The sequence below is a fragment of the Allobranchiibius sp. CTAmp26 genome (assembly GCF_017565405.1).
Lineage (GTDB): Bacteria > Actinomycetota > Actinomycetes > Actinomycetales > Dermatophilaceae > Allobranchiibius.
On the sequence record NZ_JAGEKR010000006.1, the window covers coordinates 43,069 to 68,781 of the forward strand.

Genomic DNA, 25,713 nt, shown 5'->3' on the forward strand with positions numbered 1-25,713 from the left:
CCGCTGTGGCACGGTAAGCAGGCCCACCAGCCTCATCCGTCACAGGAGTCCCAGTGAACATCCGCCGTGGATCCCGATCCCGCACCGCTTTCCGCGCGACCTTGATCGGCACCGTCACGGCCGGCGCCACTCTGGGTCTGGCTGCGGGGCCCGCCGGCGCCGACCCGATGCCGGCCCCGTCACCCGTCCCGCCCGTCACCAGCGCCGCCGCGCCGGTCTCCGCGACCGCCGGTGCCACCGGGACCCGGACCGTGTCGTACGGCGGGGTGTCGGTGCGGGTGCCCGCCGCCTGGCGGGTCGTCGACCTGGACACGACCCCCGGCGCATGTGTGCGGCTGGACGTGCCGACGATCTACACCGGCGCGGCGGCCGCACAGCAGGACTGCCCCGCCCACCTCGTCGGGCGGGCGGACACCATCTGGCTCGCACCGTCGGCGGCCCCCACAGGCACACCGAGCGCTCGCGTGGGCACGATGGCCGCCCGCGTCGCGACGGACGACGCCTCCCACGAGCAACTGGCCGCGGTGAGCGGGCGCAAGGTCGTCATCCAGACGACGTGGGGCACCTCCCGTACGGCGGTCGACGCAGCCCTCGCGACCGTCACCGGCACCACCGGCTCGGTGCCCGCCGCCGCTCTGGCACGCGCCGCGACGAGCCCGGGCGCGCCGGCCACCTCGGCGGCGGCCACCGCACGCCTGCAGGCGACCACGAGTGCGGTGACGCCCTCGACCTCGGCGTTCACCGGATTCGGTCTGGACACCTGCTCCGCGCCCTCGACGGGCACCCTCAGCGCGTGGAAGAGCTCGCCGTACCGGGCCGTCGGCATCTACATCGGCGGCGCGAACCGCGCATGCGGGGACGGCAACCTGTCGGCGTCGTGGGTGTCGTCGGTCAGCCGTGCCGGATGGGGCCTGATCCCCATCTACGTCGGTCTGCAGGCACCCTGCGTCCAGGCCGGTGGCCTCTCGACCATCTCCTACTCCAGCGCCTCCAGTCAGGGTGCCGCAGCAGCCGCCGACGCGATCGCCCAGGCCCGCAGGTTCGGGATCGGCACCGGTCGGCCCCTCTACTTCGACATGGAGAACTACGGCCTCGGCAGCTCCTGCCGGTCGGCCGCGCTGACCTTCCTGTCGGCATGGACCAGCGCGCTGCACCGCTCCGGCTATCTCTCGGGCGTCTACGGCGGCCCCCCGTCGGTGATGAGCGACATGTCCTCCGCCGGCAGCAGCTTCGTGGCACCGGACCACGTCTGGTTCGCCTATTGGAACGGCCTGGCCACCACGAGTGCCCAGTCGTCGTACTCGCGTTTCTCCGATGCCGAGTGGAGCAACCATCAGCGGCTGCACCAGTACGCCGGGAACGTCACCGAGTCCTGGGGCGGGGTCCGGCTGAACATCGACGCCAACTGGATCGACGCTCCGCTCGCCGGCAACGCGGTGCCGGTGTCGTACGGCGCGCAGACCACCGGTCCCGTGGGAACAGGGTTCGGACTCACCGGGCCGATGTCCTCCTGGCACACCATGACGGGTCAGGGGCTGGGCGGTCACGCGCTCTACACCGGCAGCAGCGGAGCCTCCACGGAGGTCAACGGTGCCACCTGGTCGATGTACCTGGCGCCCGGCTCCTACAGCGCGATGGCGTACGTGCCCTCCAGCAACAGCAGCGGGCGTGCGCGGTACTCGATCAGCGGTAGCGGGGTCGCGGTCAACTCGGTTCTCGACCAGTCCACCGCCAAGGGGTACCGCTCGGTCGGCACCTTCACGGTCCGCTCGGCCGGCACGGTGAGCGTGCACGTCGGCGACAACGGCGGCAGCGCCGCGCACACGCCGTTCGCGGTGGACGCCATGTGGTTCAAGGCGCTCTCGGCGACGCCGCCGCCACCGACCGCGCCGCCCACCCCGGCGGTCCCCGGCCGCACGTCCCAGCTGTACGCGTCGGTCGCCAGCGGAGGGTCGACCGTCCGCTGGGCGGCACCGACCACCGGCGGGGCGGTCACCAGCTACACCGTCACCGCGTCGCCGGGCGGCCGCTCGGCCACCGTGGGCGCGAGCCTGCGCAAGGCCACGGTGACCGGACTGAGCAACGGCACGACGTACCACTTCACCGTCGTCGCGAAGAACGCCGGCGGATCGGGGCCGGGCGTCACCACCGGCACGGTCGTGCCCACCGCACCGACCCGCCTCACGGCCGTGACGCCGGCGCGACTGGTCGACACCCGCTTCGGCACCCGGTTCAACGCGGTCCAGAAGCCGCTGGCCCCCGGGGCCTCGCTCAAGATCTGGGTCAGCGGGCTGGTCGGGTCGCCCGTGCCGTCCTCGGCGACCGGGGCTCAGCTGCACGTGAGCGTGTCGACGTCCGAGGCCGGGTGGCTCAGCACGCCCGGCGGGGCCGTGGTCTTCGGGGGCTCGCAGGTCAGCTCGTCCTCGCGGCTCTTCCCGCTGACCGGACGCGCGGTGACGGTCACCAACCATGGGCCCGCAGCGGTGCACCTCATGGTCGACGTAGAGGCGTACGCGTCGACGGCCGGCAGCCGGTGGACCCCGACGTCGCACACCCGCATCGTCGACACCCGCGTCGGCACCCGATCCAACACCCGCCGTGCGGCGATCCCGGCGAACGGCACCGTGACCTTCAAGGTCGCCGGTGCGGTCGGATCGCCGGTGCCCACGGGATCCGCGAGCGCGCTGCTGAACGTGACGACCACGTCGGCGGCCTCCGCGGGCTACCTCACGGTGAGCAGCAACACCACCTCCGTGCTCGCGTTCGGTGCGCAGCGCACCGTGGCCAGCACGGCGCTGGTACGGCTCGGCTCCGGCGGTACCGTCACCGTCACCAACAAGTCCGCTCACAGCCTGCAGGTGATCATCGACGTGCAGGGGTACGGCGGTGCGTCGGGCGGTCAGTGGACGCAGGTGCCGTCCACCCGGATCCTGTCCGGCAGCGCTGCCACGGTGGCCTACCCGCACGTGGTCCAGCTCGCCGCACGCGCGTCGATCACCGTGCAGGTGCGTGACACGTCCGGCACGCCGTTGCCGGGTACGGCGACCGCCGCCGAGGTCGTGCTGGACGTCGAGTCCGCGCAGACTGCCGGTTATCTGACGAACGGGACCGTCTCCGGCTCGACGTCGTTGCTGGGCTTCGCGGGCGGCTCGGGCACGAACACCGCGCTGCTGCCGATCGGCGGCAGGGGCACGATCACCATCACCAACGTGTCGGGCGGGTCGGTGCGGCTCACGCTCGACGTGACGGCGTACACCGGTCCCTGACGCGGGTGCACGCTGACAACCGCCGTCGTCATCCGTCCTCCCGCACCGTGCCGCCGTCGTCACGCGACTGCTGCTCCGCTACCATCGGTGCCGACAGACATCCTTTAACGATCCGTCCTGCGAGGCGGCGAAGGAGGTCATGACGCTTGTCCACGCGTCCAGACCGCACGACTCCCGGTGCTTCCGCCGGTCGAGTAGTCCTCTCCGAGAACGAGATCCGTCGAGCCCTACGCCGCATCGCGCATGAGCTGCTCGAACGCAACAAGGGCGCCGAGGACTTGGTGCTGCTCGGGATCCCGCGACGCGGCGCCACCCTGGCCGCGCGCCTGGCCGAGGCGATCGCCGAGGTGGAGGGCGTGCACGTGCCCACCGGGTCGCTCGACGTCACCATGTACCGCGACGACCTGCGCCTGCAGCCCATCCGCGCCGCCGCACCCACCCAGATCCCGCCGGCCGGCATCGACGACGCCGTCGTGGTGCTCGTGGACGACGTGCTCTTCCACGGCCGCACGGTGCGAGCGGCGCTCGACGCGATCGGCGACCTGGGGCGACCCCGCGCCGTACGTCTCGCCGTGCTGATCGACCGCGGCCACCGCGAGCTGCCCATCCGCGCCGACCACGTCGGCAAGAACCTCCCCACGGCGCTCAGCGAGCGCGTCCAGGTCTCACTGGTAGAGGACGACGGGGTGGACGAAGTGCGCATCGCCGATGCCGCCGACGCGTCGGAGGTGACGCCGTGAGACATCTGCTGTCCGCCGCCGACCTCGACCGCGACCAGGCGCTCACGATCCTGGAGACGGCCGCTCAGATGCACGAGGTGCAGCACCGCGAGGTCAAGAAGCTGCCCGCCCTGCGCGGTCGCACCGTCGTCAACCTCTTCTTCGAGGACTCCACCCGCACCCGCTCCTCCTTCGAGATCGCCGGGAAGTGGCTGTCCGCCGACGTCATCAACATCTCCGCCAAGGGGTCGTCGGTGAGCAAGGGGGAGTCGCTGCGCGACACCGTCACCACGGTGGCCGCGATGGGCATCGACGGGATGGTCATCCGCCACCACGCGAGCGGTGCGCCGGCGCAGGTGGCCGACTGGATCGACGCGGTCGTGGTGAACGCCGGTGACGGCACCCACGAGCACCCGACCCAGGCGCTGCTGGACGCGTACTCGATCAGCCGGCGGATCGGCGATCTGGCGGGCAAGCACGTGGTGATCGCCGGCGACCTCACCCACTCCCGCGTCGTCCGCAGCAACCTGCTGCTGCTGAAGACCCTCGGTGCGCAGGTGACGCTGGTGGCCCCGCCGACGCTGATGCCCAGCGGCGTCGCCGCGTGGAGCGAGGCTGCCGGGTTCGCGACGACCTACGACTTCGACGCGGTGCTGCCCGACGCCGACGCGGTGATGATGCTGCGGGTGCAGAAGGAGCGGATGTCCGGGGGGTACTTCCCGACGCCGCGTGAGTACACCGTCGGCTACGGCCTCACCCGGCAGCGCCTGAAGCTGCTCTCACCGAACGCCGTGATCGCCCACCCCGGGCCGATGAACCGGGGCCTGGAGATCACCGCCGACGCCGCCGACGAGGCCCGCTCGCTGATCCTCGACCAGGTCTCGGCCGGAGTCGCGGTGCGGATGAGCGTGCTCTACCACCTCCTAGGAGGCGCACAGTGATACCCCACGAAGTTCTGCGCTGCGCTCCGATACTTCGCGGGGACCCCGATCGGAGGAACCCGTGAGTGAGTCGTACTTGATCGTGGGCGCGGACGTCGTCGGCGAGGGCCGCGGTGACCTGCTGCTGCAGGACGGAGGCGTACGCCGGCTCAACTCGGCCGCGGATGCGCCGCGCGACGCACGCCGGATCGACGCCGACGGTCTCGTCGCGCTGCCCGGCCTCGTCGACCTGCACACCCACCTGCGCGAACCGGGCCGCGAGGACGCCGAGACGATCGCCACCGGGTCCGCGGCCGCCGCCGCGGGCGGTTTCACGGCCGTGCTCGCGATGGCCAACACCGATCCGGTCACCGACACGGCCGAGGCCGCGGAACGCGTGCACGAGCTGGGCCGCCAGGCGGGGCTGGTCGACGTACAGCCCGTCGGCGCCGTCACCAAAGCCCTGGCGGGAGAACAGCTCGCCGAGCTCGGGCTGATGGCGCGGTCCCGTGCGCAGGTGCGGGTCTTCTCCGACGACGGCAAGTGCGTGCACGACGCGCGACTGATGCGCCGGGCGCTGGAGTACGTGAAGGCGTTCGGTGGCGTGGTCTCCCAGCACGCCCAGGACCCGCGGCTCGCGGGCTCCGAGGCATGCGCCCACGAGGGCGAGCTGTCCGGGCGGCTCGGCCTCCCGGGCTGGCCCGGGGTCGCCGAGGAGGTCATCGTCGCCCGGGACGTGATGCTGGCGCGGCACACCGGCAGCCGGGTGCACATCGCGCACGTCTCGACCGCGGGGACCGTCGAGGTCCTGCGCTGGGCCAAGGCGCAGGGCATCGCCGTGACCGCCGAGGTCACCCCGCACCACCTGATGCTGCCCGTCGACAAGGTCGCGACCTTCGACCCGACGTTCAAGGTGAACCCGCCGCTGCGGCCGGCCGAGGACATCGCCGCCCTGCGCGCGGCGCTGGCCGACGGCACCATCGACGCGGTGGCCACCGACCACGCGCCGCACGCCCGGCACGACAAGGAGCACGCCTTCGCCGAGGCGGCGTTCGGGATGCTCGGCCTGGAGCAGGCGCTGCAGGTCGTGCACACCGTGATGGTGCGCGGCGGGGCGATGGGCTGGGCGGCCGTGGCGGCCGCGATGTCCACGAACCCGGCACGGATCGCGGGGCTCGACCATCAGGGCGGTGGCCTCGCCGACGGCGCGCCGGCCAACCTGGTGCTCTTCGACCCGAGCGCCCGCGTCACGGTCGACCGGGACGCCTCACGGTCCCTGTCGTCCAACAACCCCTGGCACGGCATCGCGCTCGACGGCGCGGTGCAGGCCACCTTCCTACGAGGTCGGGCGACCCTGCTCGACGGCGAGGTACACGCGTGAATCAGCAGACAGCACAGGATCTCTCGGCACTGGACAGGTCGCCCGCGACCCTGGTGCTGGAGGACGGCACGACCTTCACCGGTGAGGCGTACGGCGCGACCGGCAGCACCTTCGGCGAAGCGGTCTTCTCCACCGGCATGACCGGCTATCAGGAGACGCTGACCGACCCGAGCTACCACCGGCAGGTGGTCGTGATGACCGCGCCGCACGTCGGCAACACCGGCGTCAACGACGAGGACGGGGAGTCGCGGCGCATCTGGGTCTCCGGGTACGTCGTGCGCGACCCCGCGCTGCGGCCGTCCAACTGGCGCTCCGTGCGCACCCTGGAGGACGACCTGCGCGACCAGGGCGTCGTCGGCATCTGCGGGATCGACACCCGCGCGCTGACCCGCCACCTGCGCGAACGCGGCGCGATGCGCGTCGGCATCTTCTCCGGCGACACTCCGACCGCCGGCGATCTGGTCGCCCGGGTGCAGGACGCGCCCCGGATGGACGGCGCCGAGCTGGCGTCCGAGGTGACGACGCCGACGGCGTACGTCGTGCCCGCCGTGGGGGAGAAACGCTTCACCGTCGCGGCGATCGACCTCGGCATCAAGGCCGCCACGCCCGCGAGTCTCGCGGCGCGCGGCGTCGAGGTGCACGTGCTGCCGGCCACCACGACGTACGAGCAGATCGAGGCGCTCGCCCCCGACGGGGTGTTCTTCTCCAACGGCCCGGGCGACCCGGCGACCGCGCCGCAGGTCACCCTGCTCCGCGAGGTGCTGCTCGCCCGGATCCCGTTCTTCGGCATCTGCTTCGGCAACCAGCTGCTCGGCCGGGCGCTCGGCTTCGGCACCTACAAGCTGAAGTACGGCCACCGCGGCATCAACCAACCAGTGCTCGACCGGAGCACCCGCAAGGTCGAGATCACCGCGCACAACCACGGATTCGCGGTCGACGCGCCGCTGGACGGCGATGTCCTGGCACCCGAAGGGGCGCCGTACGGGCGGGTGCGGGTCTCGCACGTCTGCCTCAACGACGACGTCGTGGAGGGGCTGGAATGCCTCGACCTGCCGGCGTTCTCGGTGCAGTACCACCCGGAGTCGGCAGCGGGACCGCACGACGCGGCGTACCTCTTCGACCGGTTCATCGACCTGATGGCCAGCACCAAGGAGAACAAGTAGATGCCCCGTCGGGACGACATCAAGAGCGTGCTGGTCATCGGCTCCGGGCCGATCGTGATCGGCCAGGCGTGCGAGTTCGACTACTCCGGGACCCAGGCGTGCCGGGTGCTGCGCGAGGAGGGCCTGCGGGTCATCCTCGTCAACTCCAACCCGGCCACGATCATGACCGACCCGGAGTTCGCGGACGCGACGTACGTCGAGCCGATCAACCCCACCGTGGTCGAGTCGATCATCGCCAAGGAGCGTCCGGACGCCGTGCTGGCGACGCTGGGCGGCCAGACTGCGCTCAACACCGCGATCGCCCTGCACGAGGCGGGTGTGCTGGAGAAGTACAACTGCCCGCTGGTCGGCGCGAACGTCGAGGCCATCGAGCTGGGGGAGGACCGCGAGCGCTTCAAGGGCGTCGTTGCTCGCTGCGGCGCGGAGTCCGCGAAGTCGATCATCGCCCGCACGATGGACGAATGTCTTGCTGCTGCAGCCGAACTCGGCTACCCGATGGTGGTGCGTCCGTCGTTCACGATGGGCGGACTGGGCTCCGGGTTCGCGTACGACGAGAAGGGGTTGCGCCGGATCGCCGGCGCCGGCCTGCAGGCCAGCCCGACCACCGAGGTGCTCCTGGAGGAGTCGATCCTCGGCTGGAAGGAGTACGAGCTGGAGGTCATGCGCGACCACGCCGACAACGTGGTGGTCGTCTGCTCGATCGAGAACCTCGACCCGATGGGGGTACACACCGGCGACTCGATCACCGTCGCGCCCGCGCTGACGCTGACCGACCGGGAGTACCAGCGGCTGCGCGACATCGGCATCGCGGTGATCCGCGAGGTCGGCGTCGACACCGGCGGCTGCAACATCCAGTTCGCGGTCAACCCCGAGGACGGCCGGATCATCGTCATCGAGATGAACCCGCGGGTGTCGCGCTCGAGCGCGCTGGCGAGCAAGGCCACCGGGTTCCCGATCGCCAAGATCGCCGCCAAGATGGCGATCGGCTACACGCTCGACGAGGTCCCCAACGACATCACCGAGCAGACGCCCGCCAGCTTCGAGCCGTCGCTGGACTACGTGGTCGTCAAGGTGCCGCGGTTCGCGTTCGAGAAGTTCCCCGCGGCCGACCCCACGCTCACGACGACCATGAAGTCGGTCGGCGAGGCCATGTCGATCGGGCGCAACTTCACCGAGGCGCTGCAGAAGGCGCTGCGGTCGATGGAGCGCTCGGGCTCCTCCTTCCACTGGAACCCCGACGACGACCCGTCCAAGGAGATGGGGCGCGCACTGCTGGACCAGGCGCGTACGCCGACCGACGGGCGGATCGTGCTGGTGCAGCAGGCATTGCGCTCCGGACTGTCCGTCGAGGAGGTGCACGACGCCACCAAGATCGACCCGTGGTTCCTCGACCAGATCCAGCTGATCAACATCGTGGCCGAGCGGGTGCGCACCGCGCCGGAACTCACCCCGGTGCTGCTGCGCCTCGCCAAGCGGCACGGTTTCTCCGACGCTCAGTTGGCGCAGCTGAGCGGCACGCCCGAGGCCGTCGTACGCGGGGTGCGTCACGCCCTCGGTGTCCGGCCGGTCTACAAGACGGTCGACACCTGCGCCGCGGAGTTCGCGGCCAGCACGCCCTACTACTACTCCAGCTACGACCAGGAGAGCGAGGTCGCGCCGCGTGAGCGGCCGGCCGTGCTGATCCTGGGCTCGGGCCCCAACCGGATCGGGCAGGGCGTGGAGTTCGACTACTCCTGCGTCCACGCGTCGTTCGCACTGCGCGACGCCGGTTTCGACACTGTGATGGTCAACTGCAACCCTGAGACGGTCTCCACCGACTACGACACCTCCAGCCGCCTCTACTTCGAGCCGCTCACCCTCGAGGACGTGCTCGAGGTCGTGCACGCCGAACGCGCCGCCGGCCCCGTCGCCGGGGTCATCGTGCAGCTCGGCGGCCAGACCCCGCTGGGTCTCGCCAAGGCGCTCAAGGAGGCCGGCGTGCCCATCGTGGGCACCTCGCCCGAGGCCATCGACCTGGCCGAGGACCGCGGCGCCTTCGGCCGGGTGCTCGCCGAGGCCAAGCTGCCCGCGCCGAAGCACGGCATCGCCTACAGCGCCGAGGAGGCCCTCGCCGTCGCGCACGAGATCGGCTACCCCGTGCTGGTGCGGCCGTCGTACGTGCTCGGCGGGCGCGGCATGGAGATCGTCTACGACGACGACACACTTGCGCAGTACGTCACCCGCGCCACGGTCGCCTCACCGGAGCACCCGGTGCTCGTCGACCGCTTCCTGGACGACGCCATCGAGATCGACGTCGACGCGCTCTACGACGGTCACGAGATGTACCTCGGCGGGATCATGGAGCACATCGAGGAGGCCGGCATCCACTCCGGCGACTCGGCGTGCACGCTGCCCCCGGTGACGCTGGGTGCGCAGGAGATCGCCCGGGTGCGCGAGTACACCCTGAAGCTGGCCCAGGGGATCGGGGTGCGCGGCCTGATGAACGTGCAGTTCGCGCTCGCCCAGGACATCCTCTACGTGCTCGAGGCCAACCCCCGCGCCAGCCGCACCGTGCCCTTCGTGGCCAAGGCGACCGGCGTACCGATGGCCAAGGCCGCGGCGCGGGTGATGCTCGGGGCGACCATCCAGCAGCTGCGCGACGAGGGGATCCTGCCTCCGCGCGGCGACGGCAGCACGCTGCCCGCGTCCGCGCCCACGGCGGTGAAGGAGGCGGTGCTGCCGTTCAAGCGTTTCCTGACCACCGAGGGCGAGGTCGTCGACAGCCTGCTGGGGCCGGAGATGCGCTCCACCGGCGAGGTCATGGGCATCGACGACGACTTCGGCTCGGCGTTCGCCAAGAGCCAGCTGGGCTCGGTCACCGGGCTGCCGCGGACGGGGCTGATCTTCGTCTCGATCGCCAACCGTGACAAGCGCGCGATGATCTTCCCGCTCAAGCGGCTCGCCGATCTGGGCTTCGACCTGCTCGCGACCGCGGGCACGGCGGACGTGCTGCGCCGCAACGGCGTCCACGCCGAGGTGGTGCGCAAGCACAGCGACGGTCGCGGCCCGCAGGGCGAGCCGACCGTGGTGGACCGGATCCTCGACGGTGACGTGGCGATGGTCGTCAACACCCCGTCCGGGCAGGGCGCCCGCGTCGACGGCTACGCCATCCGCGCGGCCACCACCAGCATGGACCGGCCGATCATCACCACGGTGCAGCAGCTGGCGGCCGCGGTGCAGGGCATCGAGGCGCAGCTGGCCGGTCCGATGAAGGTCAAGCCGTTGCAGGCGCACGCGCGCGATCTGAACCTGTACGCACGATGACCTCGGCGCGTGCGGTCGCCGGGCGGGCGCCGTTCGGCGTCCGGTTGCGCTCCGCGATGGACGCGCAGGGCCCGCTGTGCGCCGGGATCGACCCGCACCGGGCGCTGGTCGAGGCGTGGGGGCTGCCCTACACGTTGGCGGGCGTCGAGCGGTTCGCGATGACCTGCGTCGAGGCGTTCGGCGGGCAGGTGGCGGCGGTCAAGCCGCAGTCGGCGTTCTTCGAGGTCTTCGGTTCCGGGGGAGTGGCCCTGCTCGAGCGCGTGGTCTCGGGCCTGCGGGCGGCAGGCACGCTGACCGTGCTCGACGTCAAGCGCGGCGACATCGGCAGCACGATGGCGGCGTACGCCGACGCGTTCCTGCGCGAGACCCCGCACGCGCCGGACGCGATCACCCTCAGCCCCTACCTGGGGTACGAGTCCCTGCGCCCCGCGATCGATCTGGCGCACGCGCAGGGGCGCGGGGTGTTCGTGCTGGCGCTCACGTCCAACCCCGAGGGCGCGAGCGTGCAGCACGCCGCCCTCGACGGGGTCAGCGTGGCGCGCAGCGTGGTGGCCGGAGCGGCCGCGGACAACGCACCGGCGCGCGGGCGGGGGGCGCTCGGCAGCGTCGGGCTCGTCGTCGGGGCGACGGTGGGTGACGCCGTACGCCGCCTGGATCTGGATCTCGTGGGAGCAGCGACGCCGGTCCTCGCGCCCGGGGTGGGCGCCCAGGGCGCCGGCCCTGCGCAGCTGCGGGAGGTGTTCGGCGCCGCGCTGCCGCAGGTGCTGGCAGCCAGCAGCAGGGAGGTGCTCGGCGCCGGACCGGACGTGGGCCTCCTGCGGGACGCCGCCCGGCGTACGGCGGACGCGCTGCGGCTGTGAGATGTTCACCACGTCCGAACGGTGTGCAGCTACGGCTGAGTAGGATCCGAAAGCCCCGCGAACACAACGGCATTGGCGCTCGGATTGCCGAACGTCCTCCGGCTCGCTAGGTTCGCTCGGAACGGCTGTCGCAGATTCCGCGGGTGGCCATCGACGACGCAGACTGATGCAGGAGTAACCCGGTGGCCCTCCCCGAACTGACGCCCGAGCAACGAGCCCAGGCGTTGGAGAAGGCGGCCGCGGCCCGCCGGGAGCGGGCGGAGGTCAAGAACCGCCTCAAGTACGCGCAGGGGTCGCTGCGCGACGTCATCGAGAGCGGCAAGCAGTCCGAGGTCATCGGCAAGATGAAGGTGTCGGCGCTGCTGGAGTCGATGCCGGGCGTGGGCCGGGTGCGCGCCGCGCAGATCATGCAGGAGATCGGCATCTCCGAGAGTCGGCGGGTGCGCGGACTCGGGGCCAACCAGATCACCGCACTGCTGGAGCGGTTCGAGGCCTGAGGGATGCCTGCACTCTTCGTGCTGGCCGGACCCACCGCGGTCGGGAAGGGCACGGTCTCGTCGTACATCCGCGAGCACTACCCCCAGGTGTGGCTGTCGGTCTCGATGACGACCCGCCGCCCCCGTCCCGGTGAGATCGAGGGCCGCCACTACCACTTCGTCACCCAGGAGCGCTTCGACGAGCTCGCCGCACAGGGTGAGTTCCTCGAGTACGCCGTCGTGCACGGCCGGGCCAGCTACGGCACCCCGCGCGCACCCATGCAGGCCGCCATCGAGGCGGGCCTGCTGCCGCTGCTGGAGATCGACCTGCAGGGCGCGCGACAGGTGCGCGAGCAGCTGCCCGATGCGCACTTCGTCTTCCTGGCGCCACCGTCCTGGGACGAGCTGGTCCGCCGGCTCGTCGGACGCGGCACCGAGACGCCGGAGGAGCGCGAACGCCGACTGGCCACGGCCCGCTTGGAACTGGCCGCCGCCGACGAGTTCGACACGGTGATCGTCAACGACGACGTACAGCGCGCCTCCGGCGAACTCGTACACTTGATGCAGCAGCACTAGACTGCTGCAGTTGCGCGACCGTCGCGCCCTCCGCTCGACGAGGGCACGTCACCGGCCGCCACCATGCTCGCACTTGCACCGCAACGGAAAGAGATACTTCGTGTCCGGCACCCATGCCCACCCCGAGGGCATCACCGACCCGCCCATCGACGACCTGCTGCGCGTCGCCGACTCCAAGTACGCCCTGGTGATCTACGGCGCCAAGCGCGCCCGCCAGATCAACGCCTACTACTCCCAGCTGTCCGAGGGCCTGCTGGAGTACGCCGGCCCGCTCGTCGACAGCCAGGTCAACGACAAGCCCCTCTCGATCGCGCTGCGCGAGATCAACCAGGGTCTGCTCGACATCGAGAAGGTCGAGGCGTAGGTCCCACGGCCCCCATCCGGTCCCGTCATGCGCATCGTCCTCGGCGTCAGCGGTGGCATCGCCGCCTACAAGGCGTGCTCGTTGCTGCGGTCGTTCTCCGAGGACGGCCATGACGTGACCGTCGTGCCCACGGCCGCAGCTCTGCGGTTCGTGGGCGCTCCCACGTGGGCGGCCCTCTCGGGCAAGCCGGTGAGCGACGACGTCTGGTCGCAGGTCCACGAGGTGCCCCACGTGCGGCTCGGCCAGCAGGCCGACCTCGTGGTCGTCGCTCCGGCGACCGCCGACCTCCTCGCGAAGGCGGCGCACGGCATCGCCGACGACCTGCTCACCAACACGCTGCTCACCGCCCACTGTCCGGTCGTGCTGGCCCCGGCCATGCACACCGAGATGTGGCAGCACCCGGCCACCGTCGCCAACGTCGCGACGCTGCGCGAGCGTGGCGTGCACGTCATGGATCCCGCGAGCGGACGGCTCACCGGTGCCGACAGCGGACCGGGTCGACTGCCCGAACCGGCCGACATCGCTGCGTACTGTGCCCCGTTCCTCACGGGCGATCCGAGTGACCTCCGCGATCTGGCGGGGCTGCACGTGCTGGTCACCGCAGGTGGCACCCGCGAACCCCTGGACCCGGTGCGCTACCTCGGCAACCGGTCCTCCGGCAAGCAGGGCTACGCCCTCGCGGCCGTGGCGGCGCGGCGCGGCGCGCAGGTCACCCTCGTGTCCACCGTGAGCACCCCCGCGCCTCCGGGGTGCGCCCTGGTGCGCGTCGAGACCGCGCTGCAGCTGCGCGACGCCGTCCTGGCCGCGGATGCCGACGTCGTCGTGATGGCCGCCGCCGTGGCCGACTTCCGGCCGGACCACGCCGCCACCGCCAAGATCAAGAAGACCTTCGACCCGGCCACGCCGGACGCTGCTCCTATCGTGCAACTGGTGCGCAACCCGGACATCCTGGCCGAACTGCTGACTCGGCGCGGCGAGGGCACGGCACCGGTGCTGGTCGGATTCGCGGCCGAGACGGGCGACGAGCACGGCAGCGTGCTGGACCATGCCCGGGCCAAACTGGCCCGCAAGCCGGTCGACCTGCTGGTGGCCAACGAGGTCGGCGACGGAGTCACGTTCGGTCAGGACGACACCACCGTGCACCTGCTGAGCGGGGACGGTGCGACTCCGCGCGACATCGGCCCGGCGGACAAGACGGCGGTCGCGCACGCAGTGTGGGACGCCGTACGCGACATCCGCGGCACCGTCTAGACTCGGCCGTCGGCCGCGCGGTCCCCATGACGGGGTGTCGCGCGAGCATGCGGCAGACGCCGCACGAGCGGCGCGACCCATAGGAGAAGCCTGCAGTGGTACGACTCTTCACGTCCGAATCGGTCACCGAGGGACACCCGGACAAGATCTGCGACCAGATCAGCGACGCGATCCTGGACGCCATGCTGAAAGAGGACCCCCGATCCCGGGTCGCGGTGGAGACCATGGTCACCACCGGTCTGGTCCACGTGGCCGGCGAGGTCACCACCAACAGTTACGTCCCGATCGCGCAGATCGTCCGCGACACCATCGTGAACGTCGGATACGACTCCTCGCTCAAGGGCTTCGACGGGCACTCCTGTGGGGTGTCCATCTCGATCGGCGCGCAGAGCTCCGACATCGCCCAGGGCGTCGACACCGCGCACGAGCACCGCGCCGAGGGCGGCACCGAGGCGCTGGACAGCCAGGGCGCCGGCGACCAGGGCCTGATGTTCGGCTACGCGTGCGACGACACCGCCGAGCTGATGCCGCTGCCGATCTTCCTCGCGCACCGGCTCTCCGAGCGCCTGACCCAGGTCCGCAAGGACGGCACGCTGCCCTACCTGCGCCCCGACGGCAAGACCCAGGTCACCATCTCCTACGAGGGTGACCGGGCCGTCGGTCTGGACACCGTGGTGCTCTCGACGCAGCACGCCGACGACATCTCGCTGGACGGCATGCTGGCGCCGGACATCGACCAGCACGTCATCCGGCCGGTGCTGGAGGACCTCGCCGCGGCGGGCAACACCCTCGACACCTCGTCGTACCGCAAGCTCATCAACCCGACCGGGCAGTTCATCATCGGCGGCCCGATGGGCGACGCCGGCCTGACCGGTCGCAAGATCATCGTCGACACCTACGGCGGCATGGCACGGCACGGTGGCGGCGCGTTCTCCGGCAAGGACCCCTCGAAGGTCGACCGATCCGCGGCGTACGCGATGCGCTGGGTGGCCAAGAACGTCGTGGCCGCGGGGCTCGCCACCCGGTGCGAGGTGCAGGTCGCTTACGCGATCGGCAAGGCGCAGCCGGTCGGTCTCTACGTCGAGACGTTCGGCACCGAGACCGCGCCCCTGGACGACATCCAGAAGGCCATCACGGACGTCTTCGACCTGCGGCCCGCCGCGATCGTGGAGGAGCTGGACCTGCTGCGCCCGATCTATCAGCCGACCGCCGCCTACGGTCACTTCGGCCGCACCGAGGCGCCCGGCCTGCAGAATGCCTTCACCTGGGAGCGCACCGACCGGGTCGAGCACCTGCAGAAGGCCGTCCGCGGCTGATACCCCACGAAGTTTCTCCCCCGCTTCGCTCCTCCGAATACTTCGCGGGGACCCCGAGGTGGGGCGCACCAACCTTGTTGTCTTACGGATGGGGTCGTGGCGCGCTCTATGGAGCGCGCTGCGACCCCATCTGTCGTTGCGGCCGCGACCTTGTCCGGAGCAGGCCGTATAACTGAGCGCGTGGATCAGGAGGGCGGGACGCCGCAGGCGCCGAGCGAGCAGCAGTTGGCGCTGCTCCACGCGGCCGCCGCGACCCGTCGTACGAACGCGCAGGGGTCCTCCGACGGCGGGCCCGAGCTGCCCGTCGCGCAGGTGGCGGTCGATGTGGGGCTGGCCCATCTGGACCGCCCGTTCGAGTACGCCGTGCCCACCGACCTCGACGAGACGGCCACCCCCGGCGCCCGCGTGAAGGTGCGGTTCGCGGGCAAGGACGTGTCCGGGTTCGTGCTGGCGCGCGCCCGGGACGCCGAGCACGTCGGGAGGCTCACCGACATCCGGCGCGTGGTCTCGCCGGAGGCGGCGCTGACCCCGGCGATCGCGCGGCTGTGTCGGGACGTCGCCGACCGGTACGCCGGTACGTTCAGCGACGTCGTACGCCTCGCCGTACCCGCCCGGCACGCCGGCGCGGAGAAGGCCCTGGACGCGCGGGCGGAGGGCGACGACTCGCCGTCGCCCGGCACCGGTGTGGACGAACGCGCTGTATCCGGCGCGGCCGTTCCCACACCGTCCAGCGCCTGGGAGCGGTACCCCGCGGGCCCGGCGTTCCTGCACCGGCTGAGCACGGGCGGAGCGCCCGCAGCTGCTTGGCTCGCGGCGCCCACGACCGACCCTGCGCTGGACTGGCCGTCCGCGATGGCGCAGGCGGCCCGCGCGGCGCTCGAGGGTGGGCGCGGAGCGGTCCTGGTGGTGCCCGATCACCGAGACGTCGACCGACTCGACGACGCGCTCACCGAGCAGTTGGGACCAGGCCGGCACGTGCGGCTCACGGCGAGTCAGGGGCCGCAGGCGCGCTACACCGCGTTCCTGAAGCTGTTGCGCGGACATGTGCGGTGCGTCGTCGGCACCCGGGCCGCGGCGTTCGCGCCAGTGGCGGACCTCGGCCTGGTGGCCTGGTGGGACGACGGCGACGACCTGCTGGCCGAGCCGCGCGCGCCGTACCCGCACGTGCGCGAGGTGCTACGGCTGCGCGCCGAGCAAGAAGGTGCCGGCCTCTTGAGTGGCGGGTTCGCCCGGTCGGTCGCGATCCAGCAGTGGGTTCAGCAGGGCGTGCTGCAGTCGGTCGACCTTCCGGTACGCCGAGGGGCCGTGCCGCGGGTGGTCGTCGCCGGCGACGAACGCGACGTCGAACGCTCCGGCGCGGCGGCCCGCGCGCACCTGCCGTCGGCCGCGTGGCGCGCCGCGCACGAGGCGCTGCAGCACGGTCCGGTGCTGATCCAGGTGCCCCGACGCGGTTATCTGCCGTCGCTGCGCTGCGACACCTGCCGTGATCCCGCGCGGTGCGCGGTGTGCCACGGCCCGCTGGCGCTGACCGGGGCGCGGGAGACACCGGAGTGCCGGTGGTGCGGCGTACCCGCTGCCCCGTTCGACTGCCCGAACTGCCACTCCCACCGGTTGCGCGCGGGCGTGGTGGGCGCGCGGCGTACGGCCGAGGAGCTGGGCCGGGCCTTCCCGGGTGTGCCGGTGGTGCGCTCGGGCGCCGGGGAGGTCGTGGCCCACGTGGCAGCATCGCCGGCGTTGGTCATTGCGACGCCTGGCGCCGAACCCGTTGCGGCGGAGGGCTATCGGGCCACGTTACTGCTGGATGCCTGGGCACTGGTGGACCGACCGGTGCTCGCCGCCGGCGAGGAGACGCTGCGCCGCTGGTGCACGGCCGCAGCCCTCACGCGGTCCCACGACGACCACGGCCTGGTCGTCCTCTGCGGCGTCCGCGACGACGAGCCGCTGCCCGTGGTGCAGGCCCTCGTGCGGTGGGCCCCGGTGTGGCTCGCCGAGCGGGAGCTGGCCGAGCGGGAGGCGCTGGCCCTGCCGCCGGCGGTGTGGATGGCCGGGTTGACCGGCGATGCCGCGGCTGTCGCGTCGATCGACCGCGCTGTGGGCGAGGGGTTCGAGCGGATCGGGCCGCTCACCCATCCCGACCGTGACGGCACGGTGCAAGAGCGGCTGCTGCTGCGTACGTCGCTCGCGGACGGCCCGCGGGCGGCAGCGGCCCTGCACGCGGCGCGCGCCGGCCGCAGCGCCCGCAAGGAGCCGGGCAGCATCACTGTCCGCGTCGACCCGGCAGGCGACCTGCTCTGACCCTTCCCGTCGGGGGGTAGGGCAATCGTCGAGAGGTGGGGATATAGACCCACCCCTCGACGATTTCTGCACCCCCCGACGGGAAGGAGCGGGTCAGACCGGTGGCTGCGGGTCGTACTGGATGCCGCGCCGCACCTGGCGCGCCCGCTCCTCACCCGCGAGGCGCCGCACGAGGTGCAGCGCCATGTCGATCCCGGCGGACACCCCGGACGCGGTGATCACGTCTCCGGAGTCGACGTAGCGGTCGTCCGGGCGGATCTCGATGCTCGGGTCCAGGGCGCGCAACTCCTCGATCGCACCCCAGTACGTCGTCGCCGGTCGCCCCGCGAGCAGTCCGGCCGCGGCGTACACCAGCGAACCGGTGCAGACACTCGTGAGGAGTGGGACCGACTCGCGTTGATCGCGCACCCAGTCCAGCTGCGCCTCGTCGACCAGGTGCGGCCTGGTGCCCTCGCCTCCGGGGTAGAGCAGCACCTCCCAGGACGGCGCGTCCGCGTAGGACAGTGGTGCGTGCAGGGTGAGGCCTTTCGCGCACCGCACCGGGCCGCTGTCGCGCGAGAAGCAGGACACGTCGTACCCGTCGTCGGGGAACTCTCTGCTCCAGAACGACAGGACCTCCCAGGGGCCGACCGCGTCCAGCTCCTCCACTCCGTCGAAGAGCAGGAGGCCGATGTGTCTGCGCACAGCCGGCGCGTCGGTGGTCATGCCCCGATCGTGCCAGCGAAGGCCGCCGTTAGGCTCCCTTCACCATGAGTTCGAGCCTTCCGGAGTCCGGCGGATCCACCCTGCCCTCGCCCACGACGGTCGATCGCGACCCTCTCGCACCCTCACCCGTGCTGGCCGTGGTCTTCGACCTCGGCAACGTGTTGATCGAGTGGGACGCGCACGCCGCCATCAGCACCGCCGTCGGCGATGCCCGGGCACGTGCCTTCCTGGCCGACGACGAGTTCGACTTCCACGCCTGGAACCTGCAGCAGGACGCCGGTCGGACCTGGGTGGAGGCCGAGGCTGACGCGATCGCCCGGCACCCGCACTATCGCGAGGAGATCCTGGCCTACCGGGAGCACTTCGAGGCCTCCCTGGTCGGGCCCATCGAGGGGGCGGTCGCCATCCTGCGGGAGCTGCACGCCGCGGGTACGCCGCTATTCGCGCTGACCAACTGGTCGCACGAGCTCTTCCCGGTCGCGTTGGACCGGTTCGAGTTCCTGCAGCTCTTCGAGGACATCGTGATCTCCGGCGAGGAGGGGATCGCCAAACCCGACCCAGAGATCTTCGAGGTGCTGGCCGAACGCCTGGAGCACGTCGGCGACCTGGAGGAGACCGTCTTCATCGACGACCGCCTCGACAACGTGCAGGCCGCCGTGCTGGCCGGGATGGACGCGGTGCAGTTCACCGGGGCGGCCGACCTGCGCGCGGACCTGCTCTTCCGCGGGCTCCCCGTGGAGGCGATCTGAGTGTCCGTCACCCCCATCCGCCTGTTCGGCGACCCGGTGCTGCGCACGCCGGCCGCGCCGGTGACCGTCTTCGACCGCGAGCTGCAGACGCTCGTCACCGACCTGACCGACACGATGATGAATGCGCCCGGCGCGGGCCTCGCGGCCCCTCAGATCGGCGTGGGCCTGCGGGTCTTCACCTATTACGTCGACGGACAGCTGGGTCACCTGATCAATCCCGAGCTCACCCTGTCGCCGGAGCTGCAGTGCGGCCCTGAGGGCTGTCTGTCCATCCCGGATCTGCGTTTCGACACCACCCGGTCGCTGCGTGCGGTGGCTCGCGGTTTCGACATGCACGGCGAACCGGTGAGCATCGACGGCAGCGACATGCTCGCCCGTTGCTTCCAGCACGAGACCGACCATCTCGACGGCATCCTCTTCGTGGACCGCCTCGACCCGACCGCCCGCCGTCAGGCCCTCAAGGCTATCCGCGACGCGGAGTGGGCCGGGCTGCCCGGCCCGATCGTGCGCGACAGCCCGCACGCGACGTACGGGCGTGCGCTGTGAGGGTCGTGTTCGCCGGGACCCCGCAGGTCGCGGTCCCCTCGCTGCAGGCGGTGCTCGACTCCGCGCACGACGTGGTCGGCGTCATCACCCGCCCCGATGCGCCCGCAGGACGCGGGCGTTCGGTACGCCGATCTCCGGTGGGCGTGCTCGCCGACGAGGTGGGCGTGCCGGTCCTCACGCCGCAACGGCCGCGGGACCCGGACTTCCTGGCCCAGCTCGCCGAGCTGTCGCCGGACGTGTGCCCGGTCGTGGCGTACGGCGCCCTGGTGCCGCGCGTCGCCCTCGACGTGCCCCGCCTCGGCTGGATCAACCTGCACTTCTCCCTGCTGCCCGCCTGGCGCGGCGCGGCACCCGTCCAGCACGCCGTCATTCACGGTGACGAGGTCACCGGCGCCACGACGTTCCTGCTGGAGGAGGGCATGGACACCGGCCCGATCCTCGGCACCATGACCGAGGCCGTGCGGCCGCGGGACACCAGCGGCGACCTCCTCGAACGACTCGCGACCGCGGGCGCCGGGTTGCTGGTGGCGACACTGGACACGCTGGCCCAGGGTGACCTCACGCCGATGCCGCAGCCCGCCGAAGGCGTCTCGCTCGCACCCAAGATCTCCGTGGAGGATGCGCAGATCCGTTGGCACGAGCCGGCGTTCGCCGTCGATCGGCGCGTCCGGGGAGTGACGCCGGCGCCCGGTGCGTGGACCACGTTCCGTGGCCAGCGCCTCAAGGTGTCGCCCGTGACGCCGATCGACGGGGACGTCGGCGTTGCGCCCGGCGCGATCCGGGTCGGCAAGGGCGACGTCCATGTGCAGACCGGTGCCGGCGCGGTCCGTCTCGGCACGGTGCAGCCCCAGGGCAAGAAGGCGATGCCGGCGGCAGACTGGGCACGCGGCTCCCGAATCGGTGAGGGCGAGGTGTTCGGATGAGCGACGACGGCGGCGGCTACCGCGACGCGAAGGGACGCCAGCGTCCCGCGGCGCGACGTCGCCCCAACGACGGACGCTCGGCGCAGCGCCCCACCGACCGGCGACGGTCCGGCGACCCGGCGCGGCGCGTGGCGTGGCAGGTGACCCGCAACGTCGCGGACGGCGCGTACGCCAACCTCGACCTGCAGAAGCTTCTGCGGGAGGCAGACCTGCACGGCCGCGACGCCGGTTTCGCCACCGAGCTGACGTACGGCGCGATCCGGATGCGCGGTCTCTACGACCCCATCCTCGAACGCTGCGCGGGTCGCACGGCCGCGCAGATCGACGCCCCCGTGCTCGACACCCTGCGGCTCGGGGCGCACCAGCTGCTCGGTATGCGAGTGCCCTCGCACGCCGCGGCGTCCGAGACGGTCGCGCTGGCGCGGGAGGTCAACGGGGCCGGTGCCGCCGGTTTCGTCAACGCCGTGCTGCGGCGGGTCAGCGAACGCACGCGCGAGGAGTGGGTTGCCGAGGTGACCGCGGGCCGGGAGCCGTTGGAACGCCTGGCGATCGAGCACTCGCACCCGATCTGGGTGGTGCGCGCGATGCGTGCCGCGCTGCTCGAGCGGGGCACCGCGACCGCCGAAGACATCGACGAGCAACTGCTCGCACTGCTGCAGGCCGACAACGCGCCGCCCCTGGTGTCGCTGGTGGCGAGGCCGGGCCTGTCCACCGTCGAGGAACTGGTGGCCGCCGGCGCCCACGCCTCCCAGCTGTCCCGGGTGGGCGCGGTCCTCGACGGCGGCGACCCCGCGCAGATCGACGCCGTACGCCGGATGCGCGCGGCCGTGCAGGACGAGGGCTCCCAGCTGCTGACGCTCGCGCTGGCCGAGCCGGGTCTGGTCGGCGGGCGCGAGCACCAGGAATGGCTCGACCTGTGCGCCGGTCCGGGCGGCAAGACCGCCCTGCTCGCGAACCTGGGTGCCCAGCAGGGTGCCGTGGTCTTCGCCAACGAGGTCAGCGAGCACCGCACGACTCTGGTGCGCAAGTCGTTGCGCGCCACGCTCGAGGCGGGCATCGAGGTGATGATCGGCACCGGAGACGGTCGCGATCTGGGCGCCGAGGAGCCCGACACCTACGAGCGGGTGCTCGCCGACGTGCCGTGCACGGGTCTCGGCGCGCTGCGCCGCCGCCCCGAGGCACGGTGGCGGCGTACGCCCGCCGACGTGACGCCGCTGGTGACGCTGCAGCGCGAGCTGTTGCTGTCGGCGATCGCCACCACCCGACCCGGTGGCGTCGTCGGCTACTCCACCTGCAGTCCGCACCTGGCCGAAACCTCGCAGCTGGTGGCGTCGGTGGTGGAGCAGACGGGCGTACGGCTGGACGACGCCCGTCCGCTCTTCCGCGACACCGCTGGCGCACCCATCGAGCACTTGGGCAACGGTCCCGACGTGCAGCTGTGGCCCCACCTGCACGGCACCGACGCGATGTACTTCGCACTCTTGCGCAAGCCGGACACACAGGACTGAGAGGACTTTCCGTGCAGATCGCGCCGAGCATCCTGTCCGCGGACTTCGCCAATCTCGAGGCGGAGCTGCACCGCATCTCCAACGCCGACTGGGCCCACGTCGACGTGATGGACGGGCACTTCGTCCCCAACCTGACGCTGGGCGCTCCCGTGGTGGAGGCGCTGGCGAAGGTCAGCCCGATCCCGCTGGACTGCCACCTGATGATCGAGGATCCGGATCGCTGGGCCCCGGACTACGCCGAGGCCGGTGCCGGCAGCGTGACCTTCCACATCGAGGCCGCCCATGACCCGGTGCGGCTCGCTCGTGCGATCCGTGCCGCCGGGGCGCGGGCGAGTATGGCGATCAAGCCGGGCACCGCGTTCGCGCCGTACGAGGAACTCCTCGACGAGGTCGACATGGTGCTCGTGATGACCGTGGAGCCGGGGTTCGGCGGTCAGTCGTTCATGGCCGACCAGATGCCGAAGGTGGCGCAGGTCCGTGACGCCGTGCGGCGGCGGGGCGGCGAGATCTGGGTGCAGGTCGACGGGGGAGTCTCCAGCGACACGATCGAGCAGTGCGCGCAGGCGGGCGCCGACGTCTTCGTGGCGGGATCGGCCGTGTACGGCGCGGACGATGCCGCGGGGGCCATCGACCGACTGCGCGAACTCGCCCGGAACTGCTGCTGATCGGCGGCCCGGTTGTCAGCGCTTCTATGGTGCCGGCGCCACCGATCCGCTGACAACCACCGTGCGGTGCCAGGAGCCACGACGACGCTGCGGTAACATCGCGGCAGAACGTGCTCCGGGGTCGGTGTAATTCCGAACCGGCGGTGACAGTCCGCGACCCGGTCCAGCTTCGATCAGTGGGCCGGTTGACCTGGTGGAATTCCGGGACCGACGGTGAAAGTCCGGATGGAAGGCAGCACGTGACCCGCTTCGGCGGGTCTGCGACACGCGTGTCGCGATCGACGCCACCCTTCGGGATGCGCGCTCGTCGCGGACCGCGACGTCGCCCATCGCCCTGGAGCCCGTGCCCGACCGGCCGGCCGACAGGAGCAGCGAAGCGCGATGGACACCCGATCCACCGACGAGACCTTCCTTGCGCGCGCCCTCGAACTTGCTGCGCGGGGCCCCGGTGCCGACCCCAACCCGCGCGTGGGATGCGTTGTCGTGACGGGCGATTCGGTGGTCGGCGAAGGCTGGCACGACGGTGCAGGCACCCCGCACGCGGAAGTCAGGGCGCTGTCCGCTGCTGGCGACCGCGCGCGCGGCGGTACGGCGTACGTGACCCTCGAACCGTGCGCCCACGTCGGACGGACCGGTCCCTGCGCCGACGCTCTCGTCACGGCCGGCGTACGCCGCGTCGTCTACGCCCAGCCCGACCCCAACCCCGCCGCCCGGGGTGGCGCGGCACTGCTGAGCGACGCCGGGGTCGAGGTGTCCGGAGGGCTCATGGCCACCGAGGCGGCCGCACTCAACGTGCATTGGACCTTCGCCGTCGAGCACGAACGGCCCTACGTCACCTGGAAGTTCGCTGTCACCCTGGACGGCCGCAGCGCGGCTGCCGACGGCAGCAGCCGCTGGATCACCGGCGAGCAGGCTCGCGCCGACGTGCACCGTCTGCGGGCCTCCGCCGGCGCCCTCGTCGTCGGCACCGGCACCGTCCTGGCCGACGACCCGGCATTGACCGTGCGGACGCCGGACGCCCCTCGCCGCCCGCCTTTGCGGGTGATCGTGGGGGAGCGCGAGATCCCGCGCACCGCAAGGGTGCTGGACGACTCCGCGCCCACTCTGCAGCTGCCCACCCACGACCCGCAGCTCGTGCTGAAGCAGCTGCACGCCCAGGAGATCCGGCACGTGTGGCTCGAAGGCGGTCCCAGCCTCGCCGCGGCGTTCCTGCGGTCGGGGCTGGTCGACGAGGTCGTCGCCTACCTGGCACCGGCGCTGCTCGGTGACGGCGCCGCTGCCGTCGCCGGGCTCGGCATCGGCTCCATCGACGGGATCCGCCGTTTCGAGCTGTCCGACGTCACCCGGCTCGGAGACGACGTCCGGCTGCGGATGCGCACCACGACCACCCCGACAACGAAGGAAGCCTGAATGTTCACCGGCATCGTGGAGGAGCTCGGCTCCCTGGGATCGATCGAGCACGGCACCGACTCGGCGGTGCTGCGCATCAACGGCGCCACGGTGGTGTCCGACGCGCGGCACGGTGCGTCCATCGCGGTCAACGGGGTGTGCCTGACCGTCGTCGACCACGACGAGAGCGGCTTCACCGTCGACGTGATGGCCGAGACGCTGCGCCGTTCCAGCCTCGCCGGCATCGCGCCCGGTGACCCCGTCAACCTCGAGCGTGCGATGCCCGCCGACGGTCGCTTCGGCGGCCACATCGTGCAGGGCCACGTCGACGGCACCGCCCGAGTGCTGGGGCGCGATCCCGGCGACCGGTGGACCGTGGTGCGGATCGAGCTGCCGCCCGCCCTCTCGGCGTACGTCGTGGAGAAGGGGTCGATCACCGTCGACGGCGTCTCCCTCACGGTGGCATCGGTCGACGACGACAGCTTCACCGTCTCGCTCATCCCCACGACGCTCGCCCTCACCACGCTGGGGCACCGCAACGTCGGTGAACCCGTGAACCTCGAGGTCGACATCCTCGCCAAATACACCGAGCGCCTGCTCGCCGGCCGCCTCGGCGCCCGGTCCACCACCGAAGAGGACGCATGAGTTTCTTCCAGCACCTGTACGACGCGCACCTGACCATCTCCGGTCACGTCATCACCTGGCGCGAGATCATCGGCAACCTCTTCGGGCTCGCCTCGGCACTCGGCGGCATGCGCCGCAAGGTGTGGGCCTGGCCGATCGGCATCATCGGCAACGCGCTGCTCTTCACTGTGTTCTTCGCGGTCGGCTTCACCGGCCACGGCGGTCAGGTGCTGTTCGGGCAGGCCGGCCGGCAGGTGTTCTTCATCCTGACCTCGATCTACGGCTGGTGGGCCTGGCGGCAGACGAAGCGCACCCGCACGCAGGACGCGCCGGCCGTCGACCCGCGCTGGGCCACAGCCGGTGAGCGAGCTGCGTACGTCGGGGTGTGGCTCGTCGGGCTGGTCGTCTGCTGGTGGCTCTTCAAGCTCATCGGCGCCGGGTTCCCCGCCCCTTGGTACTACTACTGGTGCGACGCGTGGATCTTCATCGGCTCGATGATGGCGACCTTCGCGATGGCGCGCGGCTGGAACGACTTCTGGCTGATGTGGCTGGCCGTCGACCTGGTCGGGGTGCCGGAGCTCATCAAGTTCCAGTACTACCCGTCGGCCGTGCTGTACGCCGTGTACGGCGCGTTCGTGATCTGGGGCTTCTTCGTCTGGCTCAACGTCTCCCGGCGGGATGCGCTGGTCCTCGAACCCACCGGGAGCATCTGAC

22 protein-coding genes and 1 riboswitch are annotated in these 25,713 nt (G+C 71.7%); of the genes, 21 read left to right on the top strand and 1 reads right to left on the bottom strand.

Features of this window, described 5'->3' with window-relative positions; genetic code table 11:
- Positions 1 to 53: 53 nt before the first annotated feature.
- The 13 genes from J4030_RS04085 to J4030_RS04145 all read left to right on the top strand — a co-directional run bounded on the left by J4030_RS04085 (position 54) and on the right by J4030_RS04145 (position 17,890).
- A complete protein-coding gene (locus J4030_RS04085; RefSeq protein ID WP_208047937.1) occupies positions 54 to 3,266 on the top strand; it encodes a glycoside hydrolase domain-containing protein in 3,213 nt (1,070 codons plus the stop codon).
- Positions 3,267 to 3,412: 146 nt separating this feature from the next.
- On the top strand, positions 3,413 to 4,006 hold the full coding sequence (gene pyrR, locus J4030_RS04090; RefSeq protein ID WP_208047938.1) for a bifunctional pyr operon transcriptional regulator/uracil phosphoribosyltransferase PyrR: 594 nt from the start codon (positions 3,413 to 3,415) through the stop codon (positions 4,004 to 4,006).
- The gene (locus J4030_RS04095) at positions 4,003 to 4,926 is read left to right on the top strand and encodes an aspartate carbamoyltransferase catalytic subunit (RefSeq protein WP_208047939.1); all 924 of its coding nucleotides are present in this window, start codon (positions 4,003 to 4,005) and stop codon (positions 4,924 to 4,926) included. The genes pyrR and J4030_RS04095 overlap by 4 nt, the downstream gene beginning before the upstream one ends.
- Before the next feature lie 61 nt (positions 4,927 to 4,987).
- On the top strand, positions 4,988 to 6,286 hold the full coding sequence (locus J4030_RS04100; RefSeq protein WP_307864548.1) for a dihydroorotase: 1,299 nt from the start codon (positions 4,988 to 4,990) through the stop codon (positions 6,284 to 6,286).
- Positions 6,283 to 7,449, top strand: a complete 1,167-nt coding sequence (carA, locus tag J4030_RS04105; RefSeq protein WP_208047940.1) for a glutamine-hydrolyzing carbamoyl-phosphate synthase small subunit — start codon at positions 6,283 to 6,285, stop codon at positions 7,447 to 7,449. The genes J4030_RS04100 and carA overlap by 4 nt, the downstream gene beginning before the upstream one ends.
- Complete coding sequence (gene carB / locus J4030_RS04110; protein WP_208047941.1) at positions 7,450 to 10,752, top strand: carbamoyl-phosphate synthase large subunit; 3,303 nt, start codon at positions 7,450 to 7,452, stop codon at positions 10,750 to 10,752.
- Complete coding sequence (pyrF, locus tag J4030_RS04115; protein WP_208047942.1) at positions 10,749 to 11,612, top strand: orotidine-5'-phosphate decarboxylase; 864 nt, start codon at positions 10,749 to 10,751, stop codon at positions 11,610 to 11,612. Before carB ends, pyrF begins: the two co-directional genes overlap by 4 nt.
- A 182-nt stretch (positions 11,613 to 11,794) precedes the next feature.
- The gene (gene mihF / locus J4030_RS04120; RefSeq protein ID WP_208047943.1) at positions 11,795 to 12,109 is read left to right on the top strand and encodes an integration host factor, actinobacterial type; all 315 of its coding nucleotides are present in this window, start codon (positions 11,795 to 11,797) and stop codon (positions 12,107 to 12,109) included.
- A gap of 3 nt (positions 12,110 to 12,112) precedes the next feature.
- Entirely contained in the window at positions 12,113 to 12,664 is a 552-nt protein-coding gene (gene gmk, locus J4030_RS04125; protein ID WP_208047944.1) for a guanylate kinase, read from the top strand.
- 100 nt (positions 12,665 to 12,764) lie between these two features.
- The gene (rpoZ, locus tag J4030_RS04130; protein WP_208047945.1) at positions 12,765 to 13,028 is read left to right on the top strand and encodes a DNA-directed RNA polymerase subunit omega; all 264 of its coding nucleotides are present in this window, start codon (positions 12,765 to 12,767) and stop codon (positions 13,026 to 13,028) included.
- A gap of 27 nt (positions 13,029 to 13,055) precedes the next feature.
- Positions 13,056 to 14,279 (top strand): bifunctional phosphopantothenoylcysteine decarboxylase/phosphopantothenate--cysteine ligase CoaBC, encoded by a 1,224-nt coding sequence (gene coaBC, locus J4030_RS04135; protein WP_208047946.1) that lies wholly within the window; start codon positions 13,056 to 13,058, stop codon positions 14,277 to 14,279.
- A 95-nt stretch (positions 14,280 to 14,374) separates the two neighbouring features.
- A complete protein-coding gene (gene metK, locus J4030_RS04140) occupies positions 14,375 to 15,595 on the top strand; it encodes a methionine adenosyltransferase (protein ID WP_208047947.1) in 1,221 nt (406 codons plus the stop codon).
- A gap of 180 nt (positions 15,596 to 15,775) precedes the next feature.
- The gene (locus tag J4030_RS04145; protein ID WP_307864549.1) at positions 15,776 to 17,890 is read left to right on the top strand and encodes a primosomal protein N'; all 2,115 of its coding nucleotides are present in this window, start codon (positions 15,776 to 15,778) and stop codon (positions 17,888 to 17,890) included.
- A gap of 93 nt (positions 17,891 to 17,983) precedes the next feature.
- Here J4030_RS04145 and J4030_RS04150 read toward each other — a convergent pair whose 3' ends face one another.
- Entirely contained in the window at positions 17,984 to 18,595 is a 612-nt protein-coding gene (locus J4030_RS04150; protein WP_208047948.1) for a DJ-1/PfpI family protein, read from the bottom strand.
- Positions 18,596 to 18,639: 44 nt separating this feature from the next.
- Here J4030_RS04150 and J4030_RS04155 point away from each other — a divergent pair, with 44 nt between their 5' ends.
- The 8 genes from J4030_RS04155 to J4030_RS04190 all read left to right on the top strand — a co-directional run bounded on the left by J4030_RS04155 (position 18,640) and on the right by J4030_RS04190 (position 25,712).
- Positions 18,640 to 19,344, top strand: coding sequence for an HAD family phosphatase (locus J4030_RS04155; RefSeq protein ID WP_208047949.1), 705 nt, complete (start codon positions 18,640 to 18,642; stop codon positions 19,342 to 19,344).
- Positions 19,345 to 19,890 carry a peptide deformylase gene (gene def / locus J4030_RS04160; protein ID WP_208047950.1) on the top strand — a complete coding sequence of 182 codons (546 nt, stop codon included), beginning with the start codon at positions 19,345 to 19,347 and terminating at the stop codon, positions 19,888 to 19,890.
- Positions 19,887 to 20,813 carry a methionyl-tRNA formyltransferase gene (fmt, locus tag J4030_RS04165; RefSeq protein WP_208047951.1) on the top strand — a complete coding sequence of 309 codons (927 nt, stop codon included), beginning with the start codon at positions 19,887 to 19,889 and terminating at the stop codon, positions 20,811 to 20,813. The genes def and fmt overlap by 4 nt, the downstream gene beginning before the upstream one ends.
- Positions 20,810 to 22,321, top strand: coding sequence for an RsmB/NOP family class I SAM-dependent RNA methyltransferase (locus tag J4030_RS04170; protein WP_208047952.1), 1,512 nt, complete (start codon positions 20,810 to 20,812; stop codon positions 22,319 to 22,321). The genes fmt and J4030_RS04170 overlap by 4 nt, the downstream gene beginning before the upstream one ends.
- A gap of 11 nt (positions 22,322 to 22,332) precedes the next feature.
- Positions 22,333 to 22,986 (top strand): ribulose-phosphate 3-epimerase, encoded by a 654-nt coding sequence (gene rpe, locus J4030_RS04175; RefSeq protein ID WP_208047953.1) that lies wholly within the window; start codon positions 22,333 to 22,335, stop codon positions 22,984 to 22,986.
- A 106-nt stretch (positions 22,987 to 23,092) separates the two neighbouring features.
- Positions 23,093 to 23,229: riboswitch (FMN riboswitch) on the top strand.
- Positions 23,230 to 23,367: 138 nt separating this feature from the next.
- A complete protein-coding gene (gene ribD, locus J4030_RS04180) occupies positions 23,368 to 24,396 on the top strand; it encodes a bifunctional diaminohydroxyphosphoribosylaminopyrimidine deaminase/5-amino-6-(5-phosphoribosylamino)uracil reductase RibD (RefSeq protein ID WP_208047954.1) in 1,029 nt (342 codons plus the stop codon).
- Positions 24,397 to 25,020, top strand: a complete 624-nt coding sequence (locus J4030_RS04185) for a riboflavin synthase (RefSeq protein ID WP_208047955.1) — start codon at positions 24,397 to 24,399, stop codon at positions 25,018 to 25,020.
- Entirely contained in the window at positions 25,017 to 25,712 is a 696-nt protein-coding gene (locus J4030_RS04190; RefSeq protein WP_208047956.1) for a nicotinamide mononucleotide transporter family protein, read from the top strand. The genes J4030_RS04185 and J4030_RS04190 overlap by 4 nt, the downstream gene beginning before the upstream one ends.
- Position 25,713: the final 1 nt, after the last annotated feature.

Coding starts and splice junctions, on each gene's coding strand:
- pyrF (WP_208047942.1), top strand. CDS start 10,749: ATGACCTCGGCGCGTGCGGTCGCCGGGCGGGCGCCGTTCGGCGTCCGG.
- coaBC (WP_208047946.1), top strand. CDS start 13,056: ATGCGCATCGTCCTCGGCGTCAGCGGTGGCATCGCCGCCTACAAGGCG.
- ribD (WP_208047954.1), top strand. CDS start 23,368: ATGGACACCCGATCCACCGACGAGACCTTCCTTGCGCGCGCCCTCGAA.
- gmk (WP_208047944.1), top strand. CDS start 12,113: ATGCCTGCACTCTTCGTGCTGGCCGGACCCACCGCGGTCGGGAAGGGC.
- J4030_RS04150 (WP_208047948.1), bottom strand. CDS start 18,595: ATGACCACCGACGCGCCGGCTGTGCGCAGACACATCGGCCTCCTGCTC.
- J4030_RS04185 (WP_208047955.1), top strand. CDS start 24,397: ATGTTCACCGGCATCGTGGAGGAGCTCGGCTCCCTGGGATCGATCGAG.
- J4030_RS04155 (WP_208047949.1), top strand. CDS start 18,640: ATGAGTTCGAGCCTTCCGGAGTCCGGCGGATCCACCCTGCCCTCGCCC.
- J4030_RS04170 (WP_208047952.1), top strand. CDS start 20,810: ATGAGCGACGACGGCGGCGGCTACCGCGACGCGAAGGGACGCCAGCGT.
- carB (WP_208047941.1), top strand. CDS start 7,450: ATGCCCCGTCGGGACGACATCAAGAGCGTGCTGGTCATCGGCTCCGGG.
- J4030_RS04190 (WP_208047956.1), top strand. CDS start 25,017: ATGAGTTTCTTCCAGCACCTGTACGACGCGCACCTGACCATCTCCGGT.